At 69.3% G+C, this 21,154-nt stretch carries 24 protein-coding genes; 11 read left to right on the top strand and 13 right to left on the bottom strand.

Annotated features, from left to right (window positions below; genetic code table 11):
- Positions 1-10: 10 nt before the first annotated feature.
- The 3 genes from VIS07_15830 to clpB all read right to left on the bottom strand — a co-directional run bounded on the left by VIS07_15830 (position 11) and on the right by clpB (position 3,892).
- Positions 11-478, bottom strand: a complete 468-nt coding sequence (locus VIS07_15830) for a hypothetical protein (GenBank protein ID HEY8516979.1) — start codon at positions 476-478, stop codon at positions 11-13.
- A 122-nt stretch (positions 479-600) separates the two neighbouring features.
- Positions 601-1,179 (bottom strand): TetR/AcrR family transcriptional regulator, encoded by a 579-nt coding sequence (locus tag VIS07_15825; GenBank protein ID HEY8516978.1) that lies wholly within the window; start codon positions 1,177-1,179, stop codon positions 601-603.
- A gap of 88 nt (positions 1,180-1,267) precedes the next feature.
- On the bottom strand, positions 1,268-3,892 hold the full coding sequence (gene clpB / locus VIS07_15820; protein ID HEY8516977.1) for an ATP-dependent chaperone ClpB: 2,625 nt from the start codon (positions 3,890-3,892) through the stop codon (positions 1,268-1,270).
- A 187-nt stretch (positions 3,893-4,079) separates the two neighbouring features.
- On the opposite strand from clpB, the gene VIS07_15815 reads away from it, so the two are divergent.
- The 3 genes from VIS07_15815 to VIS07_15805 are packed head-to-tail and all read left to right on the top strand — an operon-like array spanning position 4,080 to position 5,257.
- On the top strand, positions 4,080-4,298 hold the full coding sequence (locus VIS07_15815; protein ID HEY8516976.1) for a hypothetical protein: 219 nt from the start codon (positions 4,080-4,082) through the stop codon (positions 4,296-4,298).
- A 7-nt stretch (positions 4,299-4,305) separates the two neighbouring features.
- Positions 4,306-4,611 carry a hypothetical protein gene (locus tag VIS07_15810; protein HEY8516975.1) on the top strand — a complete coding sequence of 102 codons (306 nt, stop codon included), beginning with the start codon at positions 4,306-4,308 and terminating at the stop codon, positions 4,609-4,611.
- A 43-nt stretch (positions 4,612-4,654) separates the two neighbouring features.
- Entirely contained in the window at positions 4,655-5,257 is a 603-nt protein-coding gene (locus tag VIS07_15805; protein HEY8516974.1) for a riboflavin synthase, read from the top strand.
- A 6-nt stretch (positions 5,258-5,263) separates the two neighbouring features.
- Here VIS07_15805 and VIS07_15800 read toward each other — a convergent pair whose 3' ends face one another.
- Together VIS07_15800 and VIS07_15795 are read right to left on the bottom strand one after the other, a co-directional pair.
- Entirely contained in the window at positions 5,264-5,938 is a 675-nt protein-coding gene (locus VIS07_15800; protein HEY8516973.1) for a tetratricopeptide repeat protein, read from the bottom strand.
- Between the two features lie 63 nt (positions 5,939-6,001).
- Positions 6,002-6,397 carry a hypothetical protein gene (locus tag VIS07_15795; GenBank protein HEY8516972.1) on the bottom strand — a complete coding sequence of 132 codons (396 nt, stop codon included), beginning with the start codon at positions 6,395-6,397 and terminating at the stop codon, positions 6,002-6,004.
- Between the two features lie 308 nt (positions 6,398-6,705).
- Between VIS07_15795 and VIS07_15790 the strand changes: the two genes are divergently transcribed.
- Positions 6,706-7,110, top strand: a complete 405-nt coding sequence (locus VIS07_15790; GenBank protein ID HEY8516971.1) for a hypothetical protein — start codon at positions 6,706-6,708, stop codon at positions 7,108-7,110.
- A gap of 2 nt (positions 7,111-7,112) precedes the next feature.
- Here the strand turns inward: VIS07_15790 and VIS07_15785 are convergent, their stop codons facing one another.
- From VIS07_15785 to hemL, 8 genes are all read right to left on the bottom strand, one after another.
- On the bottom strand, positions 7,113-8,003 hold the full coding sequence (locus VIS07_15785) for an alcohol dehydrogenase catalytic domain-containing protein (protein ID HEY8516970.1): 891 nt from the start codon (positions 8,001-8,003) through the stop codon (positions 7,113-7,115).
- A 105-nt stretch (positions 8,004-8,108) separates the two neighbouring features.
- A complete protein-coding gene (locus VIS07_15780; protein HEY8516969.1) occupies positions 8,109-8,693 on the bottom strand; it encodes a hypothetical protein in 585 nt (194 codons plus the stop codon).
- A gap of 50 nt (positions 8,694-8,743) precedes the next feature.
- Entirely contained in the window at positions 8,744-9,661 is a 918-nt protein-coding gene (locus tag VIS07_15775) for a ParB/RepB/Spo0J family partition protein (protein HEY8516968.1), read from the bottom strand.
- A gap of 350 nt (positions 9,662-10,011) precedes the next feature.
- Positions 10,012-10,332, bottom strand: a complete 321-nt coding sequence (gene atpE / locus VIS07_15770) for an ATP synthase F0 subunit C (GenBank protein ID HEY8516967.1) — start codon at positions 10,330-10,332, stop codon at positions 10,012-10,014.
- 114 nt (positions 10,333-10,446) lie between these two features.
- The gene (gene atpB / locus VIS07_15765) at positions 10,447-11,166 is read right to left on the bottom strand and encodes a F0F1 ATP synthase subunit A (GenBank protein HEY8516966.1); all 720 of its coding nucleotides are present in this window, start codon (positions 11,164-11,166) and stop codon (positions 10,447-10,449) included.
- Between the two features lie 30 nt (positions 11,167-11,196).
- Positions 11,197-11,580, bottom strand: coding sequence for a hypothetical protein (locus VIS07_15760; protein HEY8516965.1), 384 nt, complete (start codon positions 11,578-11,580; stop codon positions 11,197-11,199).
- A complete protein-coding gene (locus VIS07_15755; protein HEY8516964.1) occupies positions 11,561-11,815 on the bottom strand; it encodes an AtpZ/AtpI family protein in 255 nt (84 codons plus the stop codon). The genes VIS07_15760 and VIS07_15755 overlap by 20 nt, the downstream gene beginning before the upstream one ends.
- A complete protein-coding gene (gene hemL, locus VIS07_15750; protein HEY8516963.1) occupies positions 11,812-13,077 on the bottom strand; it encodes a glutamate-1-semialdehyde 2,1-aminomutase in 1,266 nt (421 codons plus the stop codon). The genes VIS07_15755 and hemL overlap by 4 nt, the downstream gene beginning before the upstream one ends.
- Positions 13,078-13,486: 409 nt before the next feature.
- On the opposite strand from hemL, the gene dnaA reads away from it, so the two are divergent.
- From dnaA to VIS07_15715, 7 genes are all read left to right on the top strand, one after another.
- Complete coding sequence (dnaA, locus tag VIS07_15745) at positions 13,487-14,827, top strand: chromosomal replication initiator protein DnaA (protein HEY8516962.1); 1,341 nt, start codon at positions 13,487-13,489, stop codon at positions 14,825-14,827.
- A 321-nt stretch (positions 14,828-15,148) separates the two neighbouring features.
- A complete protein-coding gene (gene dnaN, locus VIS07_15740) occupies positions 15,149-16,279 on the top strand; it encodes a DNA polymerase III subunit beta (GenBank protein ID HEY8516961.1) in 1,131 nt (376 codons plus the stop codon).
- 27 nt (positions 16,280-16,306) lie between these two features.
- A complete protein-coding gene (locus tag VIS07_15735; protein HEY8516960.1) occupies positions 16,307-16,534 on the top strand; it encodes an RNA-binding S4 domain-containing protein in 228 nt (75 codons plus the stop codon).
- A 3-nt stretch (positions 16,535-16,537) separates the two neighbouring features.
- Positions 16,538-17,683 carry a DNA replication/repair protein RecF gene (gene recF, locus VIS07_15730; GenBank protein ID HEY8516959.1) on the top strand — a complete coding sequence of 382 codons (1,146 nt, stop codon included), beginning with the start codon at positions 16,538-16,540 and terminating at the stop codon, positions 17,681-17,683.
- 48 nt (positions 17,684-17,731) lie between these two features.
- The gene (locus tag VIS07_15725) at positions 17,732-18,058 is read left to right on the top strand and encodes a hypothetical protein (GenBank protein ID HEY8516958.1); all 327 of its coding nucleotides are present in this window, start codon (positions 17,732-17,734) and stop codon (positions 18,056-18,058) included.
- 69 nt (positions 18,059-18,127) lie between these two features.
- Positions 18,128-20,062: a DNA topoisomerase (ATP-hydrolyzing) subunit B gene (gene gyrB, locus VIS07_15720; GenBank protein HEY8516957.1), complete on the top strand. Its 1,935-nt coding sequence runs from the start codon at positions 18,128-18,130 to the stop codon at positions 20,060-20,062.
- 39 nt (positions 20,063-20,101) lie between these two features.
- The coding region (locus VIS07_15715) for a DNA gyrase subunit A (GenBank protein ID HEY8516956.1) at positions 20,102-21,154 on the top strand (1,053 nt) is incomplete at its 3' end.

Raw genomic sequence — 21,154 nt, 5'->3', positions numbered from 1 at the left:
GCGCGCACGGTCAGGAGATCAGCCACTCGATCAGCTTGCGCAGATCCTTGTCGGCGAGGGCCGGCGGACCCGTCTCGTTGTCGTGCAGCTTACGGTGCCAGCCGTCCTCGCGCAGCGTGACGTCGAACCAGTCGGCGCCGGTAGGATCGCTCGCGTCGTACTGGATCACCGACGCCGAGGCGAGGCCGCCGATCGGCACCGGACGTCCGCCGACGCTCTGCAGCGGATTGACCACCACCTCGAGGCGACGGTCGAGGAACTTGAGCACGAGGCGCGCGCCGTCGGGCACCTCGATGCCGCCCAGGTTCTTCGCGCTGATCGAGCGCTGCGTGGTGATCAACGTGCTCGACGCTTCCTTGTTGATCGCCTGCGACAGCGACTCCATGCGCTGAAACAGGTCCTTGACCTGCTTCGCGCGCAGCGCGAACAGCTCCTTCTCGCGATTACCGCGGCGCGGCGCGCGAGGTTGTGCCTCCACCTTCTGGAGGGCTTTGTCGGCCATCGACCGGACCCAGTCGCGCATGGAGTGCCCCGACCCCACCTCCGGTCCCTCCGCGCGCTGGCGTGCCTCACGGGGCGGGCTCACGCCGGCCGACATTCTCACTGGATCTTCAGTCTGTCAACGAGCGTCGTCTTGAGTTGTTCGACCAGACTGACCGGGGCGAGCGGGTCCGACTCGCCCATGAAGCCCTGCACCAGGATGCCGTTCAGGGTGCTGAGGATCAGCGCCGCGTGCAGCGCCGGATTGACCTCCTTGACCAGCGTCCCACGCTCCTGGCCGCGCGCGATGACGTCACCGAGCAGCTGCTGATAGAGCCGATAAAGATCGAGGATCTTGTCGAAAAGCGTGTCGGGACGCTTCTCTTCGCGCAGGAAGAGGCTCAGGAAGAAGCGCACCGAGAAGACGTTTTCGGTGACGAACTCGTAGTAGAGGTCGATCAGCCGCTTGAGCTGCTCGGGCTCGCTCATGCCTTCGAGATCGTCGATGTCGAGCGAGTACGGCTCGATGGTGCGCGACAGGACCGCCTTGAACAGGTTCTCCTTGGTCTCGAAGTGCCAGAAGATCAGCGCCTTGCTGACGCTCGCCGCGCGCGCGACGTGCGACAGCGACGTGCTGTCGTAGCCGTGGGTGGCGAACAGCCGCGTCGCGGTCTCGAGGATCTTCGTGCGCGCGTCCATCGGCGAGCCCGAAACGTCAGGTAATCCAGCCGGTTGACTCGATGTCAAGGGACGTTTCTGGGCGCTCGGCGCGCTCGCCGAGGCACCTTCAGGCTGCCTCGGCGAGCGGCTCCGTCGTGAACTCGAGGTGGTCACCAATCCAATCGACGACGACGCGCGTCCGCTCTCCGACCTCGCCGGCGAGGATCCGCCGGCCGAGCTCCGTCTCGATCTCACGCTGCAGCACGCGCTTCAAGGGACGCGCACCGTAGACCGGGTCGTAACCGACGTCGACGAAGTGGTCGATGGCGGCCGGCGTGAGCTCGAGCTCGATGCGCCGGTCGGCGAGCCGCTGGCGGATGCGCCCGAGCTGGATCTGGATGATCTGCGACAGGTGCTCCCGCGTGAGCCCGTGGAAGACCACGATCTCGTCGATGCGGTTCAGGAACTCGGGCCGGAACTGCTTGCGCAGCGCCTCGAGCACCTCCGCCTTCATCTCCTGGTAGGCGATCGAGCTCGGATCCCAGTTCGACGTACCGCGGGCCAGGATCAGCTGGCTGCCGACGTTCGAGGTCATGATGATGACCGTGTTCTTGAAGTCGACGGTCCTGCCCTGCCCGTCGGTCAGCCGGCCGTCGTCGAGGATCTGGAGCAGCGCGTTGAAGACGTCGGGATGCGCCTTCTCGATCTCGTCGAACAGCACGACGGCGAACGGACGCCGACGCACGGCCTCGGTGAGCTGACCGCCCTCCTCGAAGCCGACGTAACCCGGAGGCGCACCGATCAGACGCGCGACCGAGTGCTTCTCCATGTACTCCGACATGTCGATCCGGACCATCGAGCGCTCGTCGTCGAACAGGAACTCCGCGAGCGCGCGCGCGAGCTCCGTCTTCCCGACGCCCGTCGGGCCGAGGAAGATGAACGAGCCGACCGGCCGGTTCGGGTCGGAGAGCCCGGAGCGGGCGCGGAGGACGGCGTCGGACACCGCACGCACCGCCTCGTCCTGGCCGATGACGCGCTGGTGCAGGTGCTCCTCGAGGCGGAGCAGCTTCTGCGCCTCGCCCTCCATCAGCTTCGAGACCGGGATGCCGGTCCAGCGGGCGACGACCTCGGCGATGTCGTCCTCGTCGACGTGGTCCTTGATCAGACGCGTGCCGCTGTCCTGCTCGCCGGCCGCGATCCTCTTCTCGAGCTCGGGGATGACGCTGTACTGCAGCTCGCTCGCCCGCGCCGGATCGTAGTCGACGCCCGGGCGGCGGACCTTCTCGTACTCGAGCCGCGCCGCCTCGAGCTGCTTCTGTAGCTCGGCGACGCCGCCGAGCGCGCGCTTCTCCTGCTCCCACTGCGCGCGCAGCCGGGTCTCCTCTTCCTTGAGATCCGCGAGCTCCTTCTCGAGCCGCTCGAGCCGCTCACGCGACGCGCGGTCGGTCTCCTTGCGCAGCGCCTCGCGCTCGATCTCGAGCTGCATCGTGCGGCGCGTGATCTCGTCGAGCTCGGCCGGCATCGAGTCGATCTCGGTGCGCAGCTTGGCCGCGGCCTCGTCGACCAGGTCGATCGCCTTGTCGGGCAGGAAGCGGTCGGAGATGTAGCGGTTCGAGAGCACCGCGGCCGCGACCAGCGCGGAGTCCTTGATGCGGACCTTGTGGTGCACCTCGTAGCGCTCGCGCAGACCGCGCAGGATCGAGATCGTGTCCTCGACGGTCGGCTGATCCACCAGGACCGGCTGGAAGCGACGCTCGAGCGCCGCGTCCTTCTCGATGTGCTTGCGGTACTCGTCGAGCGTCGTCGCACCGATGCAGTGCAGCTCGCCGCGCGCGAGCATCGGCTTGAGCAGGTTCGACGCGTCCATCGCGCCCTCGGCGGCGCCGGCGCCGACGACGGTGTGCAACTCGTCGATGAACAGGATGATCTCGCCCTCGGACGCCTGCACCTCCTTGAGGACGGCCTTCAGGCGCTCCTCGAACTCGCCGCGGAACTTGGCGCCGGCGACGAGCGCGCCCATGTCGAGCGCGATGATGCGCCGACCCTTGAGGCCCTCGGGGACGTCGCCGCGCGCGATGCGCTGCGCGAGCCCCTCGACGATCGCCGTCTTGCCGACGCCCGGCTCGCCGATCAGCACCGGGTTGTTCTTGGTGCGCCGCGACAGGACCTGGATCGCGCGCCGGATTTCCTCGTCGCGCCCGATCACCGGGTCGAGCTTGCCGGCCGCGGCGAGCTTGGTCAGATCGCGGCCGAACCGCTCGAGCGCCTCGTAGGTCGCCTCGGGGTTCGGGCTCGTGACGCGCTGGTGCCCGCGGACGCTCTGCAGCGCCTGCAGGAGCTTGTCCCGGGTGAGGCCGGCGTCCTTCAGCGCCGCGCCCGCGGCGCCCGACTCGGCGAGCATCGCGAGCAGCAGGTGCTCGACGCTGACGTAGTCGTCCTTGAGGGTCTTGGCCTCGGACTCGGCACGATCGAGCAGGCGCGCGAGCCGCTGCGTGACGTAGACCTGGTCACTTGCGGCGCCGGCCCCGGTGACCTGCGGGATCTTCTGCAGCGCTCGTTCGACGGCGTCACGGAGCACGCGGGGGTCGCCGCCGGCGCGCTCCACGAGCCTCCCGGCGAGGCCGCCCTCGTCGTCCAGCAACGCTGCCAGCAGGTGCTCGACGTCGACTCCCTGGTTGTGTCGTCGGCTGGCGAGCGCTTGTGCGGCGCGTAGCCCCTCCTGGGATTTCTCCGTCAAACGATTCAGATCCATCGAGCACCCTCCTTGCCCACCGCCGAGCGGCAAGCGGGTTCCAAGCTAACCACGAACCGCGCGGGAACAATATTTGCCCGCGCGATTTGCTCGCGCGCCGGCTTCCGGACCCGTCCCGACCGCCCGCATGCCGCGCGCAGCGGCGGCTGGTGCGGCGCCCGGGTGCGTGGTATCCGAAAGCCCGCTCATGCTCTTCGCGGCGCGCTTCATTGCCTCGGTCGCCATCACGGTGTGGGGCCTGTTGATGGTGCTCCTCGGCATCGTCAACGGGATGTTCCTCTGGATCCTGCTCGGCCTCGCGGTCACCGTGGTGGGGCTGCCGCTGCTCGGCTCGAATCCCTGGATGACGCCGCGGCTCTACCCGCTGCGCGGGAGCATCGGTCCGGCAAACGGTGCTGGGAAGTGAGGTCGGCATGGCTCCGAACTCCGAGAAGGACCGGCTGGGCGACAAGCTTCGCGATCTGGAGCACGCCCGCGAGGATCTCTATTTCGCCGAGCGCGACCGGCAGCTGATCGAGCAGCTACGCGCGCAAGCCGCTGCCGCCCACTGGCGCGCGGAGGTCGTCGACTTGGCGTCGCTCGTGAAAGCCGTCGCCACGGGTGCGGCGCCGCTCGAGGTGTTGCAGCCCAATCAGCAGTTCCTCGACGGTCTCGCGGCGCGCGAGAAGGACGCGCTCTCTCTGCCGGGCGTCCGCGCCACGCAGGAGCCGGCGCGGTGACCGACGCCGTAGGGCGCCGCTTTTCTACCTGACGGAACGATCCGTGTTCTCGGGCATCGTCGAGGCCATCGGCACCGTGGCCGCGCTCGACCACCACGGTGACGACGCGCGGCTCGTGATCGAGGGCGGCCTCCCGGCGTCGGAGCTGACGCCCGGCGAGAGCATCTGCACGAGCGGCGTGTGCTTGACGGTGCGCGAGCGCACCGCTGCGGGCTTCGTCGCCGATCTGAGCGGCGAGACGCTGCGGCGCACGAGCCTCGGACGGCTGCGTCCCGGCGATCGCGTCAACCTCGAGCGCTCGCTGCGCATCGGCGACCGTGTGAGCGGCCACTTCGTCTTCGGCCACGTCGACGGCGTCGGACGCATCACGAAGCTCGAGCCGGCGGGCGCCGGCTACGTCCTGCGGGTCGACGCCGGGCACGATCTCGCGCCCTTCCTCGTCGACAAGGGGTCGATCGCGGTCGATGGCATCAGCCTCACGATGTGCGACGTCGACGCGACCTCGTTCGGCGTTGCGATCATCCCGCACACCTTCGAGGTGACGACGCTGTCCTGCCGGCGCGTCGGCGACCTGGTGAACCTCGAAGCCGACATGCTCGCGCGCTACGCGCGCCGCGCGATCGAGACGCTGCGCGCCGCGGGCTGAGACCGCTCAGCTCTCCGCGTCGATCGTCGCGAGCAGCCGTCGCGCGTCGGCGACGCCCTCGGGATCGTTCTTCGCCTCGGCCGAGGCGAGCGCGCGGCTCGCCTCCTCGCGCGCCTCGCTCTTGCGGTCGTCCTCGAGCAGCGCCTCGGCGAGAACGAGGCGCGCCCCGACATAGTCCGGCTCGATCTCGAGCGCGCGGCGCACGAGCCGCTCGCCCTCCTTCGGGCTGCCGCCGAGCAGCCGCGGCACCGACATCAGGAACGCGCCCTTGCCGAGCAGGGCGTCGGGGAAGTCGGGTGCGAGCTCGAGCGTCCGGTCGATCGCGTCGCGGATCGCCCACAGCTTGACCAGATTGGAGAGCGAGACGCCGGCCGCGCGCGCCTGCTCGCCGAGCGCACAGAAGCGTGCAAAGTGCGCGAGCGCGTCGTCGTCCTTCTCGGCGATCGCGGCGTCGGCGCGCTCGAGGCTCTGCTCGAGCAGCGCGTCGCGCTCCTTGCCCGAGGCCTTCTGCGCTTGGTGACAGAGCGCGAGCGCCTCACGCGACGCGGGCGTACCGGTCGGCTCGGCCGCCCGGGTGACGGCATTCGCTGCGAGTAACAGCGTGACCAGCAGCGCCGCGCCGCACGCGGTGCACGTGAGGGTGCGCGCGAGACGTCGTCCGCGTCCGACGGACGACGCCAACCGCCGCAGGGTCTGCGCTGCACGGCGCCGCACGAAGCGCGCTGCGCCGCTCGGCGTCATGCGTCAGACCTGGGCCCGGCTCATCGCGCCGAAGGTCAGGAAGTAGCGCTTGGTCTCGTTCACCGAGAATCCGATCACCGGACCGCGCCCGACGCTCGTCGCCGAGGTGACGACGACCGCCCGCTCCCACGGCTTCCCGCGCACGTTCGCTGCGTACTCCGGCGCGTCGGGCAGCACGTAGCTCGCCTCGTACGTCCAGCCCGGCGCGAGCCGCTCGCCCGGTCGGACGTCGGCCGCCTTCACCTCGGTGCCGTCCTCGCGCACCAGCACGTGCTCGGCGCCCAGTCGGACGCGTTGCCCGTCGGCGTTGACGAGCTCGATCAGGTCGCTCTCTCCGAGCGGGCGGATCTCGCGCATCATCCGGAAGCCCAGACGGCCATCGGGGAAGCGCGTCAGCACCGGCATCACCTTCCCGACCAACTCAACGATCGGAACGGGGCCGTCGATAGTCTCGACGAGCGCGTCCTCGGCGAGACGGCTCAGTGTCGGAGCAGGAGGGGGCTTCGGTTTGTCCGCGGGAGGCATAACGCAACAGCCGGGTTTGGTCCGATCCTTTCGGATTGTCGCAATCCAACACGACGCAGGCTCTGGATCAACAGGTACGCGCGTCGCGCAACGAGACACACGTGGCATGGAACCTGCTGCCGAGTCGGCCCAACTTTCGGGGAGGCACTATGGATTCCGCGTACTCAGCGCCTGAGGACAACGTGGTTCGGCTGTTCGAGCCGGAACTCATCACGCCCGACCAGCATCGTGATCGCATCCGCGCCGAGTCGACCGACCGTCCAGAAATCCGCCTCATGCTCGCCGTGATGGAGGACGCCGTCGCGACCTACCAGCGCTTCGCCGTCGATCCGGGACGTCGCAACCAGCGGCTCTTCGAAGAGGCCGAGAGCTGGATAAACTCGCGCGACACGTCGTGGCCGTACTCGTTCGAGAACATCTGCGCCGCGCTCCACTTCGAGCCGGAGACGCTGCGCCGCGGTCTCGAGAACTGGCGCAAGGAGCGGATGAACGGGCGCTCGGGCATGTACCGGTTCCCCTTCCGCCGCGTGAACGGCAAGCGTCACTCGATCACGCTGCGTGATCGGCACCTGCGCAAGTCGGCCTGACTTCAGCCTCGAGCGTCGAGCAGGATCTTGAGCGCGCCGGGTTGCCCGGCGCGCTCGAGACCTTCCACCCCTCGCGACAGCGGTAGCACGGCGTCGACGAGCGGCTCGACGCGAATCGCACCTTCCGCGAGCGCTGCGAGCGCCGGCGGGAAATCGCCGCAGCGTGAGCCGATCAGCGACACCTCGTTGACGACGAGCGGCGCGAGATCGATCTCGTAGCGCGCGGCGACGGTAGACTTGAGAACGATCGTGCCGAGCGGCCGCACGTGCTCGATCGCGATCGAGAGTCCGGCTGCGTCGCCGGTCGCGTCGACCACGAGGTCGTAGCCACGTGGGGCTTGCTCGCGCGTGAGCGTTTCGAGGCCGAGCTTGCGACCGACCTCGTGCGCGCGCTCGCTTCGACACATGACCTGGACGTCGTCGCCGCGCGCGGCGAGCGCCTGCGCGATCAGCAGGCCGAGCTTGCCGGCGCCGAGCACCAGCGCGCGACCACCGCGCAAAGCGTCGCTCGCGCGCGCGGCAGACAGCGCGGCCGCGACCGGCTCGACGAACACCGCGCCCTCGTCCTCGAGCCCGTCGGGGACGACGTGCAGGTTCTCGACCGGCACGCGGACGAGCTCCGCGAACGCGCCGTCCGCACCGAGGATCCCCATGACGGTGCGCGTCGGGCAATGGCGCTTGCGGCCCGCTCGACAATCGGCGCAACGCCCGCACGCGAAGTTGATCTCACCGACGACGCGTCGCCCGGCGAGCTCCGCCGGACCCTCCACGACCTCGCCGACGAACTCGTGGCCGAGCGTGCCGCGGAAACCCATGTAGCCGCGGAGGATCTGCAGGTCGGTCGAGCAGATGCCGGCGAGGTGGACGCGCACCAGCGCGGTGTCGGCTTGCACGCGCGGCTCGGGTACATCGTCGAGCACCCGCGCACGCGCCCCGTCCCAGCTCAGCGCGCGCACATTCTTCCTCCGCGGCGCCGGTGAGGGCGCCGCACGCTCGCCTCAGTTCTTGTACAGCGAGCGCGTGAAGTCACGCGCGCCCTGGTCCGCGATCGCTTCGGCGCGGTCGGCGAAGCGCTCGGCCTGATCCGCGAGCGCTTCCGCCTCGGCGGCCGCCCTCTCGGCGCGCGCCGCCGCGTCCTCGGCATCGCCGCCGATCCTGGTCACGGCGGGCCAGCGGCGGTCCGGGGGAATCGGTCCCTCGTAGCGCAGCAGCGAGACCTCGGGCACGCCGAGGATGAACGCGCGCCCGAAGGCGAACATCCGGTTGTACTCCGGGTAGTAGGCGCGCACTTCCCACGAGTACCAGGGATCCTCGACGCGCACGCGCTGCACCTCGACCGCGTACGGCATGCCGATCCGCTTCACGAGCGCGCGGATCGCCTGATCGTTGGCGAGGACCTCGCGGAAGCTGCGCATCGACAGCGGGCGCGGTGGGCCGATGTCGCACACGTACGGGCGCTCGGGATCCGGCGTGTCGCACGGATGAACGACCGGCACGCGCTCCTGCGCGTGGCTCGTCGCAGCGACGGTCGCCCAGAAGAGAAGTCCGCCCGCGACGTAGACGATCTTCCTCGCAGCGTTCATCCTTTGCCTCCCGCGCCTCGCGCCTTCCCGCGCATACCGGTTTTCGGCAGCTAGAAGGATCCCCTAAAGCGCCCCGGGTGGGAAGCGAACGCGACCCGTCCAATGGACGGCGCTTCGCCCGCGGCGGCGACCCGGCGCAGCGGCGTCGGCTGCGCGCTGCGGTCCTCCGCGGCGCTCGCGCCGGCGCTCGCGTCGCCCGAGAGAGCCGCGAGCACCCGGGCGACGTTCCGCGACGTCCGCCGCAGGGCGCGCTGCAGGGTGCGTGCTTCCTGCTCGGGCAGCGCGAGCGGGTCGGGCAGGGACTGCAGGATGCGGTTCAGCTTGCGCGCTGCCCGCAGCACCTCGGCCGTCGGCGACGGCTTCTTCGCCTCCTTCTCGCGCTCGCGGAAGGTGCGCACCGAGAGCGCCTCCATCCGCACCCGGCGCCACAGCGCGCGCATCTTCTCGGGATCTTCCTGGCGCGCGATGCTGATCAGGATCTCGCGCGACACCACGGCGCCGTCCGCGAAGTACTCCTGCTTGATGTCGGGTGGGAGCCGGGTGAGCGTGAGCGTGTTCGAGACGTAGGGACGGCTCTTGTGGATCTTCTCCGCGAGGTCGGCGTGGGTGAGACCACGCTCGGCGGCGAGCGCCGCGAGCGCTTCCGCCTCCTCGAGCGGAGAGAGATCCTCGCGCTGGACGTTCTCCTCGAGCGCGACCTCGAGCAGATCGTCGTCGCTGAGGATCGCGGGCACGAGACCGACGCCCGCACGCTCCGCCGCTCGCAGGCGACGCTCGCCCGCGACCAGCGTGTAGCCGCCGTCCGCGTCGCGCCGCACGATGATCGGCTGCAAGAGCCCGCGTGCGCGGATCGACTGCGCGAGCTCGTCGATGCTCGCGTCGTCGAAGTGCTGACGAGGCTGTAGCGGATTCGGCTTGATCGCCGCGACCGGCACGGCCGCGAACACCGTGCGCCGTCGTCCGATCACCTGACCCGCGACCGCGAAGTGCGGTGCGGTGCGACCTAGGACTTCTGCCGGGCGCGCAGCGTCTCCTTCACCACGCGCCGGCGTTGCTGCGGCGCCTTCGGTCTCGGCGCCGGCTGCCTGCTGCCGTTCCGACCACGACTCGTCGCCCACAACGCCACCCCCTTCACCCGAGCCGCCCCGGGCTGCCGTCGATCAGGGACCGCCAGCCATGCGGAGACGACGGTATCCGGGGCACGACCAGCGTGTCAACGATTTCGGGCCCAGCCGATGGCTCGGCGGGCCCGGGTTGCGGCTCGAACGCGGCGTCCGATCGGCACGTGGCCGACCGGACGCCGCGGAGCCAGCGAAAGTCAGATCTTGCCTTGCAGCAGGAAGGCGATCACGAGCGCGTAGATCGCCAGAGCCTCGATGAAGGCGAGACCGAGAATCATCGGCGTCTGGATGCGATCCGCCGCGTTCGGGTTGCGGCCGATCGACTCCATCGCTGCAGCGACGGCGCGGCCCTGGCCGAGCGCGGCACCGATCGCAGCGCCGGCAATCGCGATACCGGCCGCGAGCGCGATGTACGACGCGCTGCCGGCGGCCGCCGCTCCGGCTTCCTGGGCAAGGGCGACCCCGTGCCCGAGCGCCGCGAAGAGCAGCGTGAAGAATGCGATCCGCACGATCTGCATGCCTCTGGTCATGGCTTCTCCTCCTTTCCCGCCCGGTCCGCCCCGTGTGGGCACTCCTCTATCCTCATCCTCGCCACTCCTCGCCCGAGGTGGGACCTGCGTCAGGTTGCACGCTCAGTGATGGGCGTGCTCGGCGTGGTCGCCGTCGTGATGCGCGACGGCGAGACCGATGTAGATCATGCTGAGCAGAGTGAAGACGAACGCCTGGATGATCGAGACCAGCGTACCGAGCAGGTAGAACGCGACCGGCACGCCGACCTTGGTCAGGCTCGTGAAGATCTCGAGCACCAGGTGGTCACCGAACATGTTGCCGAACAGACGCAGGCCGAGCGAAGCCGGTCGGACGAGCAGCACGCTGATCACCTCGAGGATGATCATCAGCGGCGCGAGCGCCACGATCGGCCCGACGAAGTGCTTCAGGTAGCCCAGCCCCTGCGCCTTCAAGCCGTAGTAGTTGAACGCCAGCAGCGACACGACGCCGAGCGCGAGCGTGATGTCGAAGTCGCTCGTCGGCGGCGTGAAGCCCGGCAGAAGCCCCATGAAGTTCGAGAACAGGATGAAGATGAAGAACGTCGAGAGGATCGGCACGTAGCGCTGCGCGTCGTGCCCGATCACGCTCTCGGAGAGGTTGTTGATCGCCTCGACCAGCAGCTCGAAGACGTTCCGCGCGGTGAGCGTGTCGTCCGGAACGACGGCCGAGTCCTGCTGGAGCGCTGCGCGCGCGCGCAGCGCGAGGACGAGCAGGATGCCCATCACGAGCAGCGCGATCGCGAAGTACTCCCAGTCCCCGTGCGGGATTCCGATGAGACCTGTCCACGTGACCGGATGTTCCATGATGCGGGCCTTCCTGCCGTCGGGCGTTCGTCAACTGCCCGGCCGGGGCGGATAGCACGCGTCGAGCACGATCGCGAGCAGGAGCGTCGACGCGCCGGCAGCAAACGACATCGGCGCCACCATGGTCGTCCGCAGCCCCACCATGACCAGCGCGATCAGCAGCGAGAGCTTGAGCAGGAACAGGCCGACGGCGAGCTCGGGGCGCGGCCGGGCGCGCAGCGCGAAGCCGACGGCGAGCTGCTGCAGGCGCAGGCTCGCGTAGAGCAGGGCCGCGCCGAACACGATGCTCACGGGCGAGCCGCGCCCGCTCGCCAGCGACGCGACCACCAGGAGCACGGTCGCGCCGGCCTGCCAGAGCGCGATCCGGCCGGCGCGCAGCCGCGGACTCGTCCCTTCAGCGCTGCTGCTGCTCATCGCGGATCTGCTGGAAGCGCTTGGTGAGCGTCACGAGACGCACCACGGCGGTCGCGAGTCCACCGAAGGTGCCGAGCAGCATGAACCACGGCTCGGTGCCGAGCCATTCGTCGAGGTAGTAGCCGACCGCCAGTCCACCGATCACGGCCCCCGAGAACTCGAGGCCGAGCGCGGTCATCTGGACCGCCAGCTGACGGCGGCGCTTGTCGTTGCCCGGCGGCTCGGCCGGCTTCACGAACGCAACGCGCGACGCGCCGCAGCGACGACGTGGTCGATCTCGGCCTCGCCGTGTGCGAGCGACACGAACCACGCCTCGAACTGCGACGGCGGCAAATAGACGGACTCGTCGATCATGGCGCGGAAGAAGCGCGCAAAGCGCGCCGTGTCGCAGCGTGACGCGTCACTGAAGCTGCGGATCGGTCCCGCGCCGAAGAACAGCGTCAGCAACGAGCCGACGCGCTGCACGCAGGCCTCGACGCCGCTCTCGGCGATCGCCTCGCGCAGACCGCTCTCGAGTTTCGCGCCGCGCTCCTCGAGCGTGCGGTACGCGTCCGGCGTCAGCAGATCGAGCGTCGCCTTGCCGGCGCTGCACGCGACCGGATTCCCGGCGAGCGTTCCCGCCTGGTACACGGGACCCTGCGGCGCGAGCAGATCCATCAGCTCGGCGCGCCCGCCGACCGCACCGACCGGAAGCCCGCCGCCGATCACCTTGCCGAGGCACGTGAGGTCGGCAGCGACACCGTAGAGTTCCTGCGCACCGCCACGCGCGACGCGAAAGCCGGTGATCACCTCGTCGAAGATCAGCAGCGCGCCGGCCTCGTGCACGATCTCGCGCAGCGCTTCGAGAAAACCCGGCGCCGGCGGCACAACGCCCATGTTCGCCGCGATCGGCTCGATGATCACCGCGGCGACCGGCGGCTCCGCAGCAAGCAGCGTGCGCACGCCTTCGAGGTCGTTGTACTCGGCGACGCTCGTCAGGCTCGACATCGCGACCGGAACGCCGGCGCTGTCCGGTACGCCGAACGTCGCAGCACCCGAGCCCGCGCGCACGAGAAGGTGATCGCTGTGGCCGTGGTAGCAGCCCGCGAACTTGATCACGCGGTCACGCCCCGTCGCCGCGCGCGCGATGCGAATCGCCGTCATCGTCGCTTCGGTTCCCGAAGTGACGAGGCGCACCTTGTCGATGGACGGAAACGCGTCGACGATTCTTTCAGCGAGCTCGACCTCGATCGACGTCGGCGCACCGAAACCCGTTCCGCGTTGCGCAGCGTCGCACACGGCGCGCACGACGTCGGGATGCGCGTGACCAGCGATGAGCGGTCCCCACGCGCACACGAGATCGATGTAACGACGCCCTTCGCGATCCCAGAGATGTGCACCCGCGCCGCGTTCGACGAAGCAGGGATTGCCTCCGACGGCTTTCCACGCGCGAACTGGGCTGTTTACGCCACCTGGAATGACGTGCGATGCGCGGGCGGCGAGTTCTGACGTGCTCACTTGCAAATCGCGATGGGAAAAAAGAAATCGACGACGGTCCGGCTACCAGCGGTCTCTGCGAGCGTCAAGGCAATTCACCTGCCAACAATTTTTCCGCGATAAATCGCTTTGATCGGAAGACCGCCAGGTTTTTTTCTTGCCAACCACACCGTGCCGTAGTTAGAACCGCGCCCTTCGCACCGGCGGGGGTGCGAAAACTTCTCTCGGTTCTCCGACTCTACAAGTGGCGGCATCGACCTCTGGCCTCGCTCCTCGAACCTCGACCGGGCGTGGTGGGAGAAGCTCTGCGCGATGTGAAGACGCCCTCTCGGGGGACGGCGTAACCGTCGGAAAAACCAGGAGAAGTTCGTGTTGTCCACACCTGTGAATAGATCTGTGCACAAGCCTGGGCCACGGGAGGACGAGCAGCATGAGGAGTTGGCAGCACGCGCAGGAAACGCTTCGCGAGTCGCTGGGGGAGGGGAACTTCGCGACCTGGATCAAGCCCTTGCGCATGACCGTGCTGGAGGATGGGCGCGCGTCGTTCGAGGTACCAAGTAAATTTTTTCGTGACTGGGTAGAACAGCGCTATCTCGATGCCTTGCGGGCGGCGCTCGCCGACGAGACGAACCCGAACCCGGAGGTCGTCTTCAAGATCAACGGCGGCGCGCAGGGCGAGCTCTTCGCGAGCGACGGCGAGCCGCGCAAGCCGACGAAGCGACGCGAGCGGCCGACCAACGCCGCGCGCATCGCGAACCTCGTCCCCCGCTACACGTTCGAGAACTTCGTCGTCGGCCCGAGCAATCAGCTCGCCTACGCGGCGGCGCGTGCGATCGCGAACAACCCAGGCGAGGTCTACAACCCGGTCTTCATCTACGGCGCGACCGGCGTCGGCAAGACACACCTCGTCAACGCGATCGGCCACTTCGTGCTCGACAAGGATCCCGCGGCGAAGGTGGTCTATCTCTCGAGCGAAGCGTTCGTCAACGAGATGATCGCCGCTCTGCGGCATCATCGCATGGACGAGTTCAAGAAGCGCTTCCGCAAGGTCGACGTGCTGATCGTCGACGACGTGCAGTTCCTCGCCGGTCGCGAGCGCACGCAGGAGGAGTTCTTCCACACCTTCAACACGCTTTACGAGGCGGGTCGCCAGATCGTCCTCTCCAGCGACCGGCCCCCGTCGGAGATCCCCAAGCTGGAGGAGCGCCTGCGCTCGCGCTTCGCCTGGGGCCTGCTGGCCGACATCCAGCCGCCCGACTTCGAGACGCGCCTGGCCATCCTGCGCAAGCGCTGCGAGGCGGACGGGCTCGAGATGCCCGACGACGTGCTGCGCTACGTCGCCGAGGTGATCCGCTCCAACATCCGGGTGCTCGAGGGGGCCCTGCGCAAGGTGGCCACGGCCTCGAGGCTCGCGGGCACGCCTCCGACCCTCGACCTGGCCATCGAGGCACTGCGGGACCTGGCCGAGTCGCAGCACCGTGCGGTCACCATCGACCGCATCCAGAGCGTCGTCAGCGAGCACTTCGGCCTCACCCCCGCCCAGCTCAAGGGCAAGAGCCGGGCCCGGGAGCTGGCCCTGGCTCGGCAGATCGCCATGTTCCTCTGCCGGGAACTGACCCAGGCCTCGCTCCCGCACATCGGCGAGCAGTTCGGCGGGCGCGACCACTCGACGGTGCTGCACGCGGTGGACAAGGTGCAGAGCCTGGCCCGCCGCGACCCAGCCATCGCCGATCTGCTGCGCCACCTGCGTCAGCGGCTCACGCGCCCTTGATCGAGACCGTGGTGCGAATCGCGTGGATAGGATGTGACCGACCATCGAAATCCTGTGGACAGATCGCCCCCGTTGCCCACAGCCACGGACGGTCTCGAGACGCGCCGCCGCGCCGTCCCCACCCTCTCCACCTGGCGCCGAGCGGTCCTTCCACAGCTCCCGACCCCGCCGAGGAGCGTCGCACCGGGACGCCCGCCGTTGTCCACTCTTTGCACAGGCCTTACTGGGACCTCTACTGTCTTGGCCATGGGGTCCTTGGTCCGATAGGTTGGACCAGATCGTCGTCTTCAGCAGATCGACCGGAGAGGAGCCATCCCGCCCATGATCGTCACATGTGCTCGTGAGCGCCTCGCCACGGCCCTGGCCCTGGCCGAGCGGGCAGCCGCCACCGGCGAGAACCTGCCCGTGCTGGGGGGCGTCCGGCTCCACGCCGCCGGCGGGCGCCTGGAGCTGGCCGCCACCGACCTGGAGATGTCCGTCTCGGCAGGCGTGGAGGCCCTCGTCGAGGAGCCGGGGGAGAGGGTCGTGGATGCCCGGCTCTTCTCGGCCCTGGTGCGGCGGCTGCAGGGGCAGGACGTGGGCCTGCGGTCGGGCGCCGACGGCCAGGTGTTCGAGGTGAGAGCCGGGGGCTCGCGATTCTCCCTGGTCTCGATGGCGGCCGACGAGTTTCCGGAGCTACCGCAGCTGGCCGATGGTTGGCGGGTGCAACTGCCGGCAGGCGACCTGGCACGTGCCATCACGCAGTGTCGCTTCGCCAGCGCGGTCTCGGACCAGCGCCCCGTGCTGAGTGGCGTCTTGCTCGAGAGCGAAGAGGGGCTCCTGCGGCTGGTGGCCACCGACAGCTCACGGCTCGCCTACCGCGAGATCCCCATCGCCGGGCTCACGCCCTTCGGCAACGCGGGGCTCTTCTCCCCTCGTGCCATCTTGCCGGCCCGTGCGCTGGAGGAGATGCGGCGGATGTGCGCCTCGGTGGATCCCGACATCGCGGTGAGCCTCTCCCTGGGCGAGCGTCTGGCGGAGCTCGAGGTGACCACCGCTCGCCTCACCACCCGCCTCATCGAGGGCAACTTCCCGCCGTACCGGCAGGTCTTCCTGGACGACCTCCCGAGCCGGGTGCGGTTCCGGCGGCCCTCCTTGCTCGATGCGGTGCAGCGGGTCGCCCTCTTGAGCCGCCGTGGGCCCGCGGTCGTCCAGATCTCCGTGGAGGAGGGCCAGGTGCTCTTGCGCAGCGCTGTGGCCGACTCCGGCGAGGGAGAGGAGAGGGTCGAGGCGTACGCCGAGGGGCCGGGTTTCACCGTCGCCTACCAGGCCCGCTTCCTGGAAGAGTTTCTCAAGGCCTTCGACGAGGAGGAGGTAGAGCTGGAGCTGGGCGATCCTGCCCGCCAGGGCACCTTCCGGATCGCCGGCGATCCTGGATACCGCTATATAGTGATGCCGTGGCGCACGGGCTAACCGGCGTCCCGGGGAGGCGAAGGTCGCGTGGCAGCCGTCCCTGTCAGCATCCGGGTCGAGCCCATCGAGCTGCAGCAGTTCCTCAAGCTGAGCGGGGCCGCTCGCACGGGCGGAGAGGCCAAGACGCTGGTGGCGCGCGGCCTGGTCAAGGTCAACGGCCTGAGGGAGTTGCGGCGCTCGCGAAAGCTCTACCCGGGTGACGAGGTGGAAGTGGTGGGCCGAGGGCAGTTCGTCGTCATCGCGCGGCTGGGCTGAGCCGTGAGGATCGTCTCGCTGCGGCTGGCGCAGTTTCGCAACTACGAGTCCGTGGAGCTCGAGCCGCACCCCCGTCTCAACCTCGTCGTCGGCCCCAACGCGCAGGGCAAGACCAACCTCCTCGAGGCCATCTGGGTGCTTGGAGGTGCCCGCTCCCCTCGAGCCAGCGACCCCCGGGCCATGATCCGGTTCGGCCACCCCCAGGCCGTGGTGGAGGCGCGGCTCTCCTTGGACGCCACGGGAGCCGAGCGCGATCTGCGCCTCGACTTGCGGCCGGGCGGCCGGCTTTTTCGCATCAACGGCAAGGCCATCACGCGCCATGCCGACGTGATCGGCACGCTGGCAGCGCTGTGGTTCTCGCCCGACGAGGTGGACGTGGTACGGGGCGGCCCGGCCCATCGCCGGCGCTTCATCGATCTGATCCTGGCGCAGGCCGATCCCCTCTACCGGGCGGGCCTGTTGCGCTACGTCCAGGTGCTGCGCCAGCGAAACGGGCTCTTGCGCGCGGCCGTCAAAGGGGCCTCGGCGTCGGCGGCCCTGCTGGCGATATGGGACGAGGAGCTTGCGCAGAGCGGGGCGGAGCTGGTGGTGGGCCGCCTGGGGCTGCTACGCGATCTGGCGCCCGTCGCCTCCCTCGTCTACCAGCGCATGGCGGGCGACGGTGCCCCCCTGGAGGTGGCCTACCAGGCACGCTACGACATCGGACCCTCGGGGTCACCCGACGCGGAGGCCGTCCGGGAGGGGCTGCTGCGACGGCTCCAGGCGCTACGGGTCGCGGAGCGGGCCCGGGGCGTGACGCTGGCGGGGCCCCACCGGGACGACCTCGTGGTGCGCGCGGGCGAGACCGATCTGCGTCACTACGGCTCCCGAGGGCAGCAGCGGATGGCGGCGGTGGCGCTGTTCGTGGCGGCGTGGGAGTGGATGCGGGCCCGGCTGGGGGAGGCGCCGGTGTTGCTGCTGGACGACGTCACCTCGGAGCTCGACGAGCTGCGCCGGCGTCGGCTCCTGACCGTCCTGCCCGCCGAGGCGCAGACCTTCATCACGGCTACCGAGGCGTCGCTGCTGGAGGGCGCGGGCCCCTCTCCCGGCGCTCCGGGCAGGACATGGAGGGTTTCGGCCGGTCGGCTGGAACTTGTTCCGGGCCGCTGATGGGCGGCCGGCCGGCTCCAAGAGGTCTTCGACGGAGGCGAGTGCGGCGTGTACGTCCACTTGGGAGACGACGTGGTGATCCGGGCTCGGGACGTGGTCGCCATCGTGGATCTGGCGGCCCTGCAGCGGCGCGGTCTCGCTCTCGACAAGATCCTGGGGTCGGGTGACCACGTCGCCGTCACCTGGGTAGGGGACGGGGTCGGCACCTCGCTGGTGGTGACGCCCGGTCGCCTCTACGTCTCCCCCATCTCTCCCATGACGCTGCGTCGCCGCGCCAGCATGCCCTGGTCGGGCGAGCGGGACGGCGACGGGTCGCCCGTGGTCGTCGGCCGGGGCCGCCGTCGTGCTGGACGGCGCCGGCGCCGGGGGGCCTGACGGAGACCCCCGGGGTATAATGAGCCTGGACCTCGGCCGCTCTTGCTTTCATCGTGGAGGAGGCTTCCCTTGACGCCCTCGCGCGGTTCGCCTCAGCGGGACAACCCCGTGACGCCTTACGGCGCTCAGCAGATCCAGGTGCTCGAAGGCCTGGAGGCGGTGCGCCGCCGCCCCGGCATGTACATCGGCAGCACCGACGAGCACGGTTTGCACCACCTCGTCTGGGAGGTGGTCGACAACAGCGTCGACGAGGCGATGAACGGCTTCTGCACCCAGATCGAGGTGCGGATCCATCCCGACGGCTCGCTGTCGGTGGACGACGACGGGCGGGGCATCCCCGTCGACGTCCACCCCCGCACCGGCCGGCCGGCGGTCGAGACGGTGTTGACCACGCTGCATGCCGGCGGCAAGTTCGGCGAAAACGGCGGCTACAAGGTGAGCGGCGGGCTGCACGGGGTCGGCGTCTCCGTGGTCAACGCGCTGTCGGAGTGGCTGGAGGTGCAGGTCCGTCTCAACGGACAGGTCTACCGTCAGCGCTACCAGCGGGGCAAGCCGACGACCGAGCTCGAGGTCATCGGGCCCACGGACCGCACGGGCACCCTGGTGCGCTTCAAGCCCGATTCCGAGGTCTTCGAGACGACGGCGTTCGACTACGACACCATCTTGCAGAGGCTGCGCAACCTGGCCTTCCTCAACGCCGGGCTGGAGCTCCGTCTCATCGACGAGCGCAGCGGACGCAGCGATACCCTCCGCTACGACGGCGGCATCGTCGAGTTCGTCCGGTACCTCAACCGCAACAAGGAGCCGTTGCACCCCACGGTCATCTATGCCCGCCGCGAGCTCAACGGCACCCAGATCGAGATCGCGCTGCAGTACAACACCGGCTACCTGGAGACGGTCATCCCCTTCGCCAACAACATTCACACGACCGAGGGCGGCACCCATCTGGCTGGCTTCCGGGCGGCGCTGACCCGCACCCTCAACGACGCGGCGCGCAAGCTCGGCATGCTCAAGGACGGCCAGGACAACCTGACCGGCGACGACGTGCGCGAGGGGCTCACCGCGGTCGTGAGCGTCAAGCTGCAGGAGCCCCAGTTCGAGGGGCAGACCAAGACCAAGCTGGGCAACAGCGAGGTGAAGGGCTGGGTCGACTCCGTCGCCGGCGAGGCCATCGCGCTCTTTCTGGAGGAGCATCCCCAGGAGGCGCGGCGCATCCTCGACAAATGCATCACGGCGGCCAGGGCCCGGGAGGCGGCCCGCAAGGCCCGCGAGCTGACCCGGCGCAAGAGCGCCCTGGAGAGCGGGGGGCTGCCGGGCAAGCTGGCCGACTGCATCATCACCGACCCCGAGCAGTGCGAGCTCTTCCTGGTCGAGGGCGATTCGGCAGGCGGCACCGCCAAGCAGGGGCGGGACCGGCGCTTTCAGGCCATCATGCCCCTGCGGGGCAAGATCCTCAACGTCGAGAAGGCCGGCATGGAGAAGATCCTCGCCAACCTCGAGATCCGCGCCATGATCACGGCGCTCGGCACGGGGGTGGGCGAGGAGTTCGACATCTCCAAGAGCCGCTACGGGCGCATCATCCTGATGACCGATGCCGACGTCGACGGGGCCCACATCCGCACCCTGCTGCTCACCTTCTTCTACCGCTACGCCCGCGAGTTCATCGAGCAGGGGCGGGTCTACATCGCCCTGCCGCCGCTCTATCGCGTGCGCAAGGGCAAGCAGGAGCGCTACTGCTACTCCGATGCCGAACTGGAGCGGGTGCTCAAGGAGATGGGCTCGAGCGGCGTCGAGATCCAGCGCTACAAGGGTCTCGGCGAGGTGAACGCCGAGCAGCTGTGGGAGACCACCATGAACCCCGAGACCCGCACCATCTTGCAGGTGACCATGGAGGACGCGGTGGCCGCCGACGAGATCTTCACCATCCTGATGGGCGAGCAGGTGGAGCCACGGCGCCAGTTCATCCAGCGGCATGCCCGGGAGGTCCGCAACCTGGACGTCTGACGCCCAGGCACGACCGCACGCCGGACGGAGGCTTGCTCAATGGCCGAGGAGCAGCGGATCGGCAAGGTCATCCCCATCGAACTCGAGGACGAGATGCGGCGCTCCTACATCGACTACGCGATGAGCGTCATCGTCGACCGCGCGCTGCCCGACGTGCGCGACGGCCTCAAGCCGGTCCAGCGCCGCATCCTCTACGTGATGAACGAGCTCAACCTCCGTCCGGACCGTCCCCACAAGAAGTCGGCGGCCGTCGTGGGCGAGGTGATGGGGAAGTACCACCCCCACGGGGATGCGCCCATCTACGAGGCCATGGTGCGCATGGCCCAGGACTTCTCGTATCGCTATCCGCTGGTCGACGGGCACGGCAACTACGGCAGCGTCGATGGCGATCCGCCGGCGGCCATGCGCTACACCGAGGCGCGCCTGTCCGCCATCGCCATGGAGATGCTGCGGGACATCGACAAGCAGACCGTCGACTTCGTCCCCAACTACGACGGCACGCAGCAGCAGCCGGTGGTCCTGCCCGCCCGCATCCCCAACCTGCTCATCAACGGGGCCTCGGGCATCGCCGTCGGGATGGCGACCAACGTGCCCCCCCACAACCTGGGTGAGATCGTCGACGCCCTGGTGCTGCTCATCGACCGGCCCGACGCCAGCGACGAGGAGTTGCTCGCCGTCGTCAAGGGGCCCGACTTTCCCACGGGTGGCATCATCATGGGGGTCCAGGGCATCCGCGACGCCTATCTGACCGGACGGGGCCACATCCGGGTGCGGGCCCGCCTGGCGACCGAGCCCATGGGGGGCGGCCGGGTCCGCATCGTCGTCACGGAGCTGCCCTACATGGTCAACAAGGCCACCCTCATCGCCAAGATCGCTGACCTGGTGCGGGAACGGCGCATCGAGGGCATCACGGAGGTGCGCGACGAGTCGGATCGGGAGGGGCTGCGGATCGCCATCGAGCTGCGGCGCGACGCGCAGCCCCAGGTGATCATCAACCGGCTGCTCAAGCACACCCAGCTGGAGGATACCTACGGCGTCATCATGCTGGCGCTGGTCGACGGCACCCCCCAGGTGCTGACGCTGCGCCAGGCG

Source organism: Candidatus Binatia bacterium (assembly GCA_036563615.1).
Taxonomy (GTDB): Bacteria; Desulfobacterota; Binatia; order UBA12015; family UBA12015; genus DATCMB01.
This window is presented reverse-complemented; position numbering and strand designations above follow the sequence as displayed.

Coding starts and splice junctions, on each gene's coding strand:
- dnaA (HEY8516962.1), top strand. CDS start 13,487: ATGAGGAGTTGGCAGCACGCGCAGGAAACGCTTCGCGAGTCGCTGGGG.
- VIS07_15760 (HEY8516965.1), bottom strand. CDS start 11,580: ATGAGCAGCAGCAGCGCTGAAGGGACGAGTCCGCGGCTGCGCGCCGGC.
- atpE (HEY8516967.1), bottom strand. CDS start 10,332: ATGCAGATCGTGCGGATCGCATTCTTCACGCTGCTCTTCGCGGCGCTC.
- VIS07_15815 (HEY8516976.1), top strand. CDS start 4,080: ATGCTCTTCGCGGCGCGCTTCATTGCCTCGGTCGCCATCACGGTGTGG.
- VIS07_15780 (HEY8516969.1), bottom strand. CDS start 8,693: ATGAACGCTGCGAGGAAGATCGTCTACGTCGCGGGCGGACTTCTCTTC.
- dnaN (HEY8516961.1), top strand. CDS start 15,149: ATGATCGTCACATGTGCTCGTGAGCGCCTCGCCACGGCCCTGGCCCTG.
- clpB (HEY8516977.1), bottom strand. CDS start 3,892: ATGGATCTGAATCGTTTGACGGAGAAATCCCAGGAGGGGCTACGCGCC.
- VIS07_15810 (HEY8516975.1), top strand. CDS start 4,306: ATGGCTCCGAACTCCGAGAAGGACCGGCTGGGCGACAAGCTTCGCGAT.
- VIS07_15825 (HEY8516978.1), bottom strand. CDS start 1,179: ATGGACGCGCGCACGAAGATCCTCGAGACCGCGACGCGGCTGTTCGCC.
- atpB (HEY8516966.1), bottom strand. CDS start 11,166: ATGGAACATCCGGTCACGTGGACAGGTCTCATCGGAATCCCGCACGGG.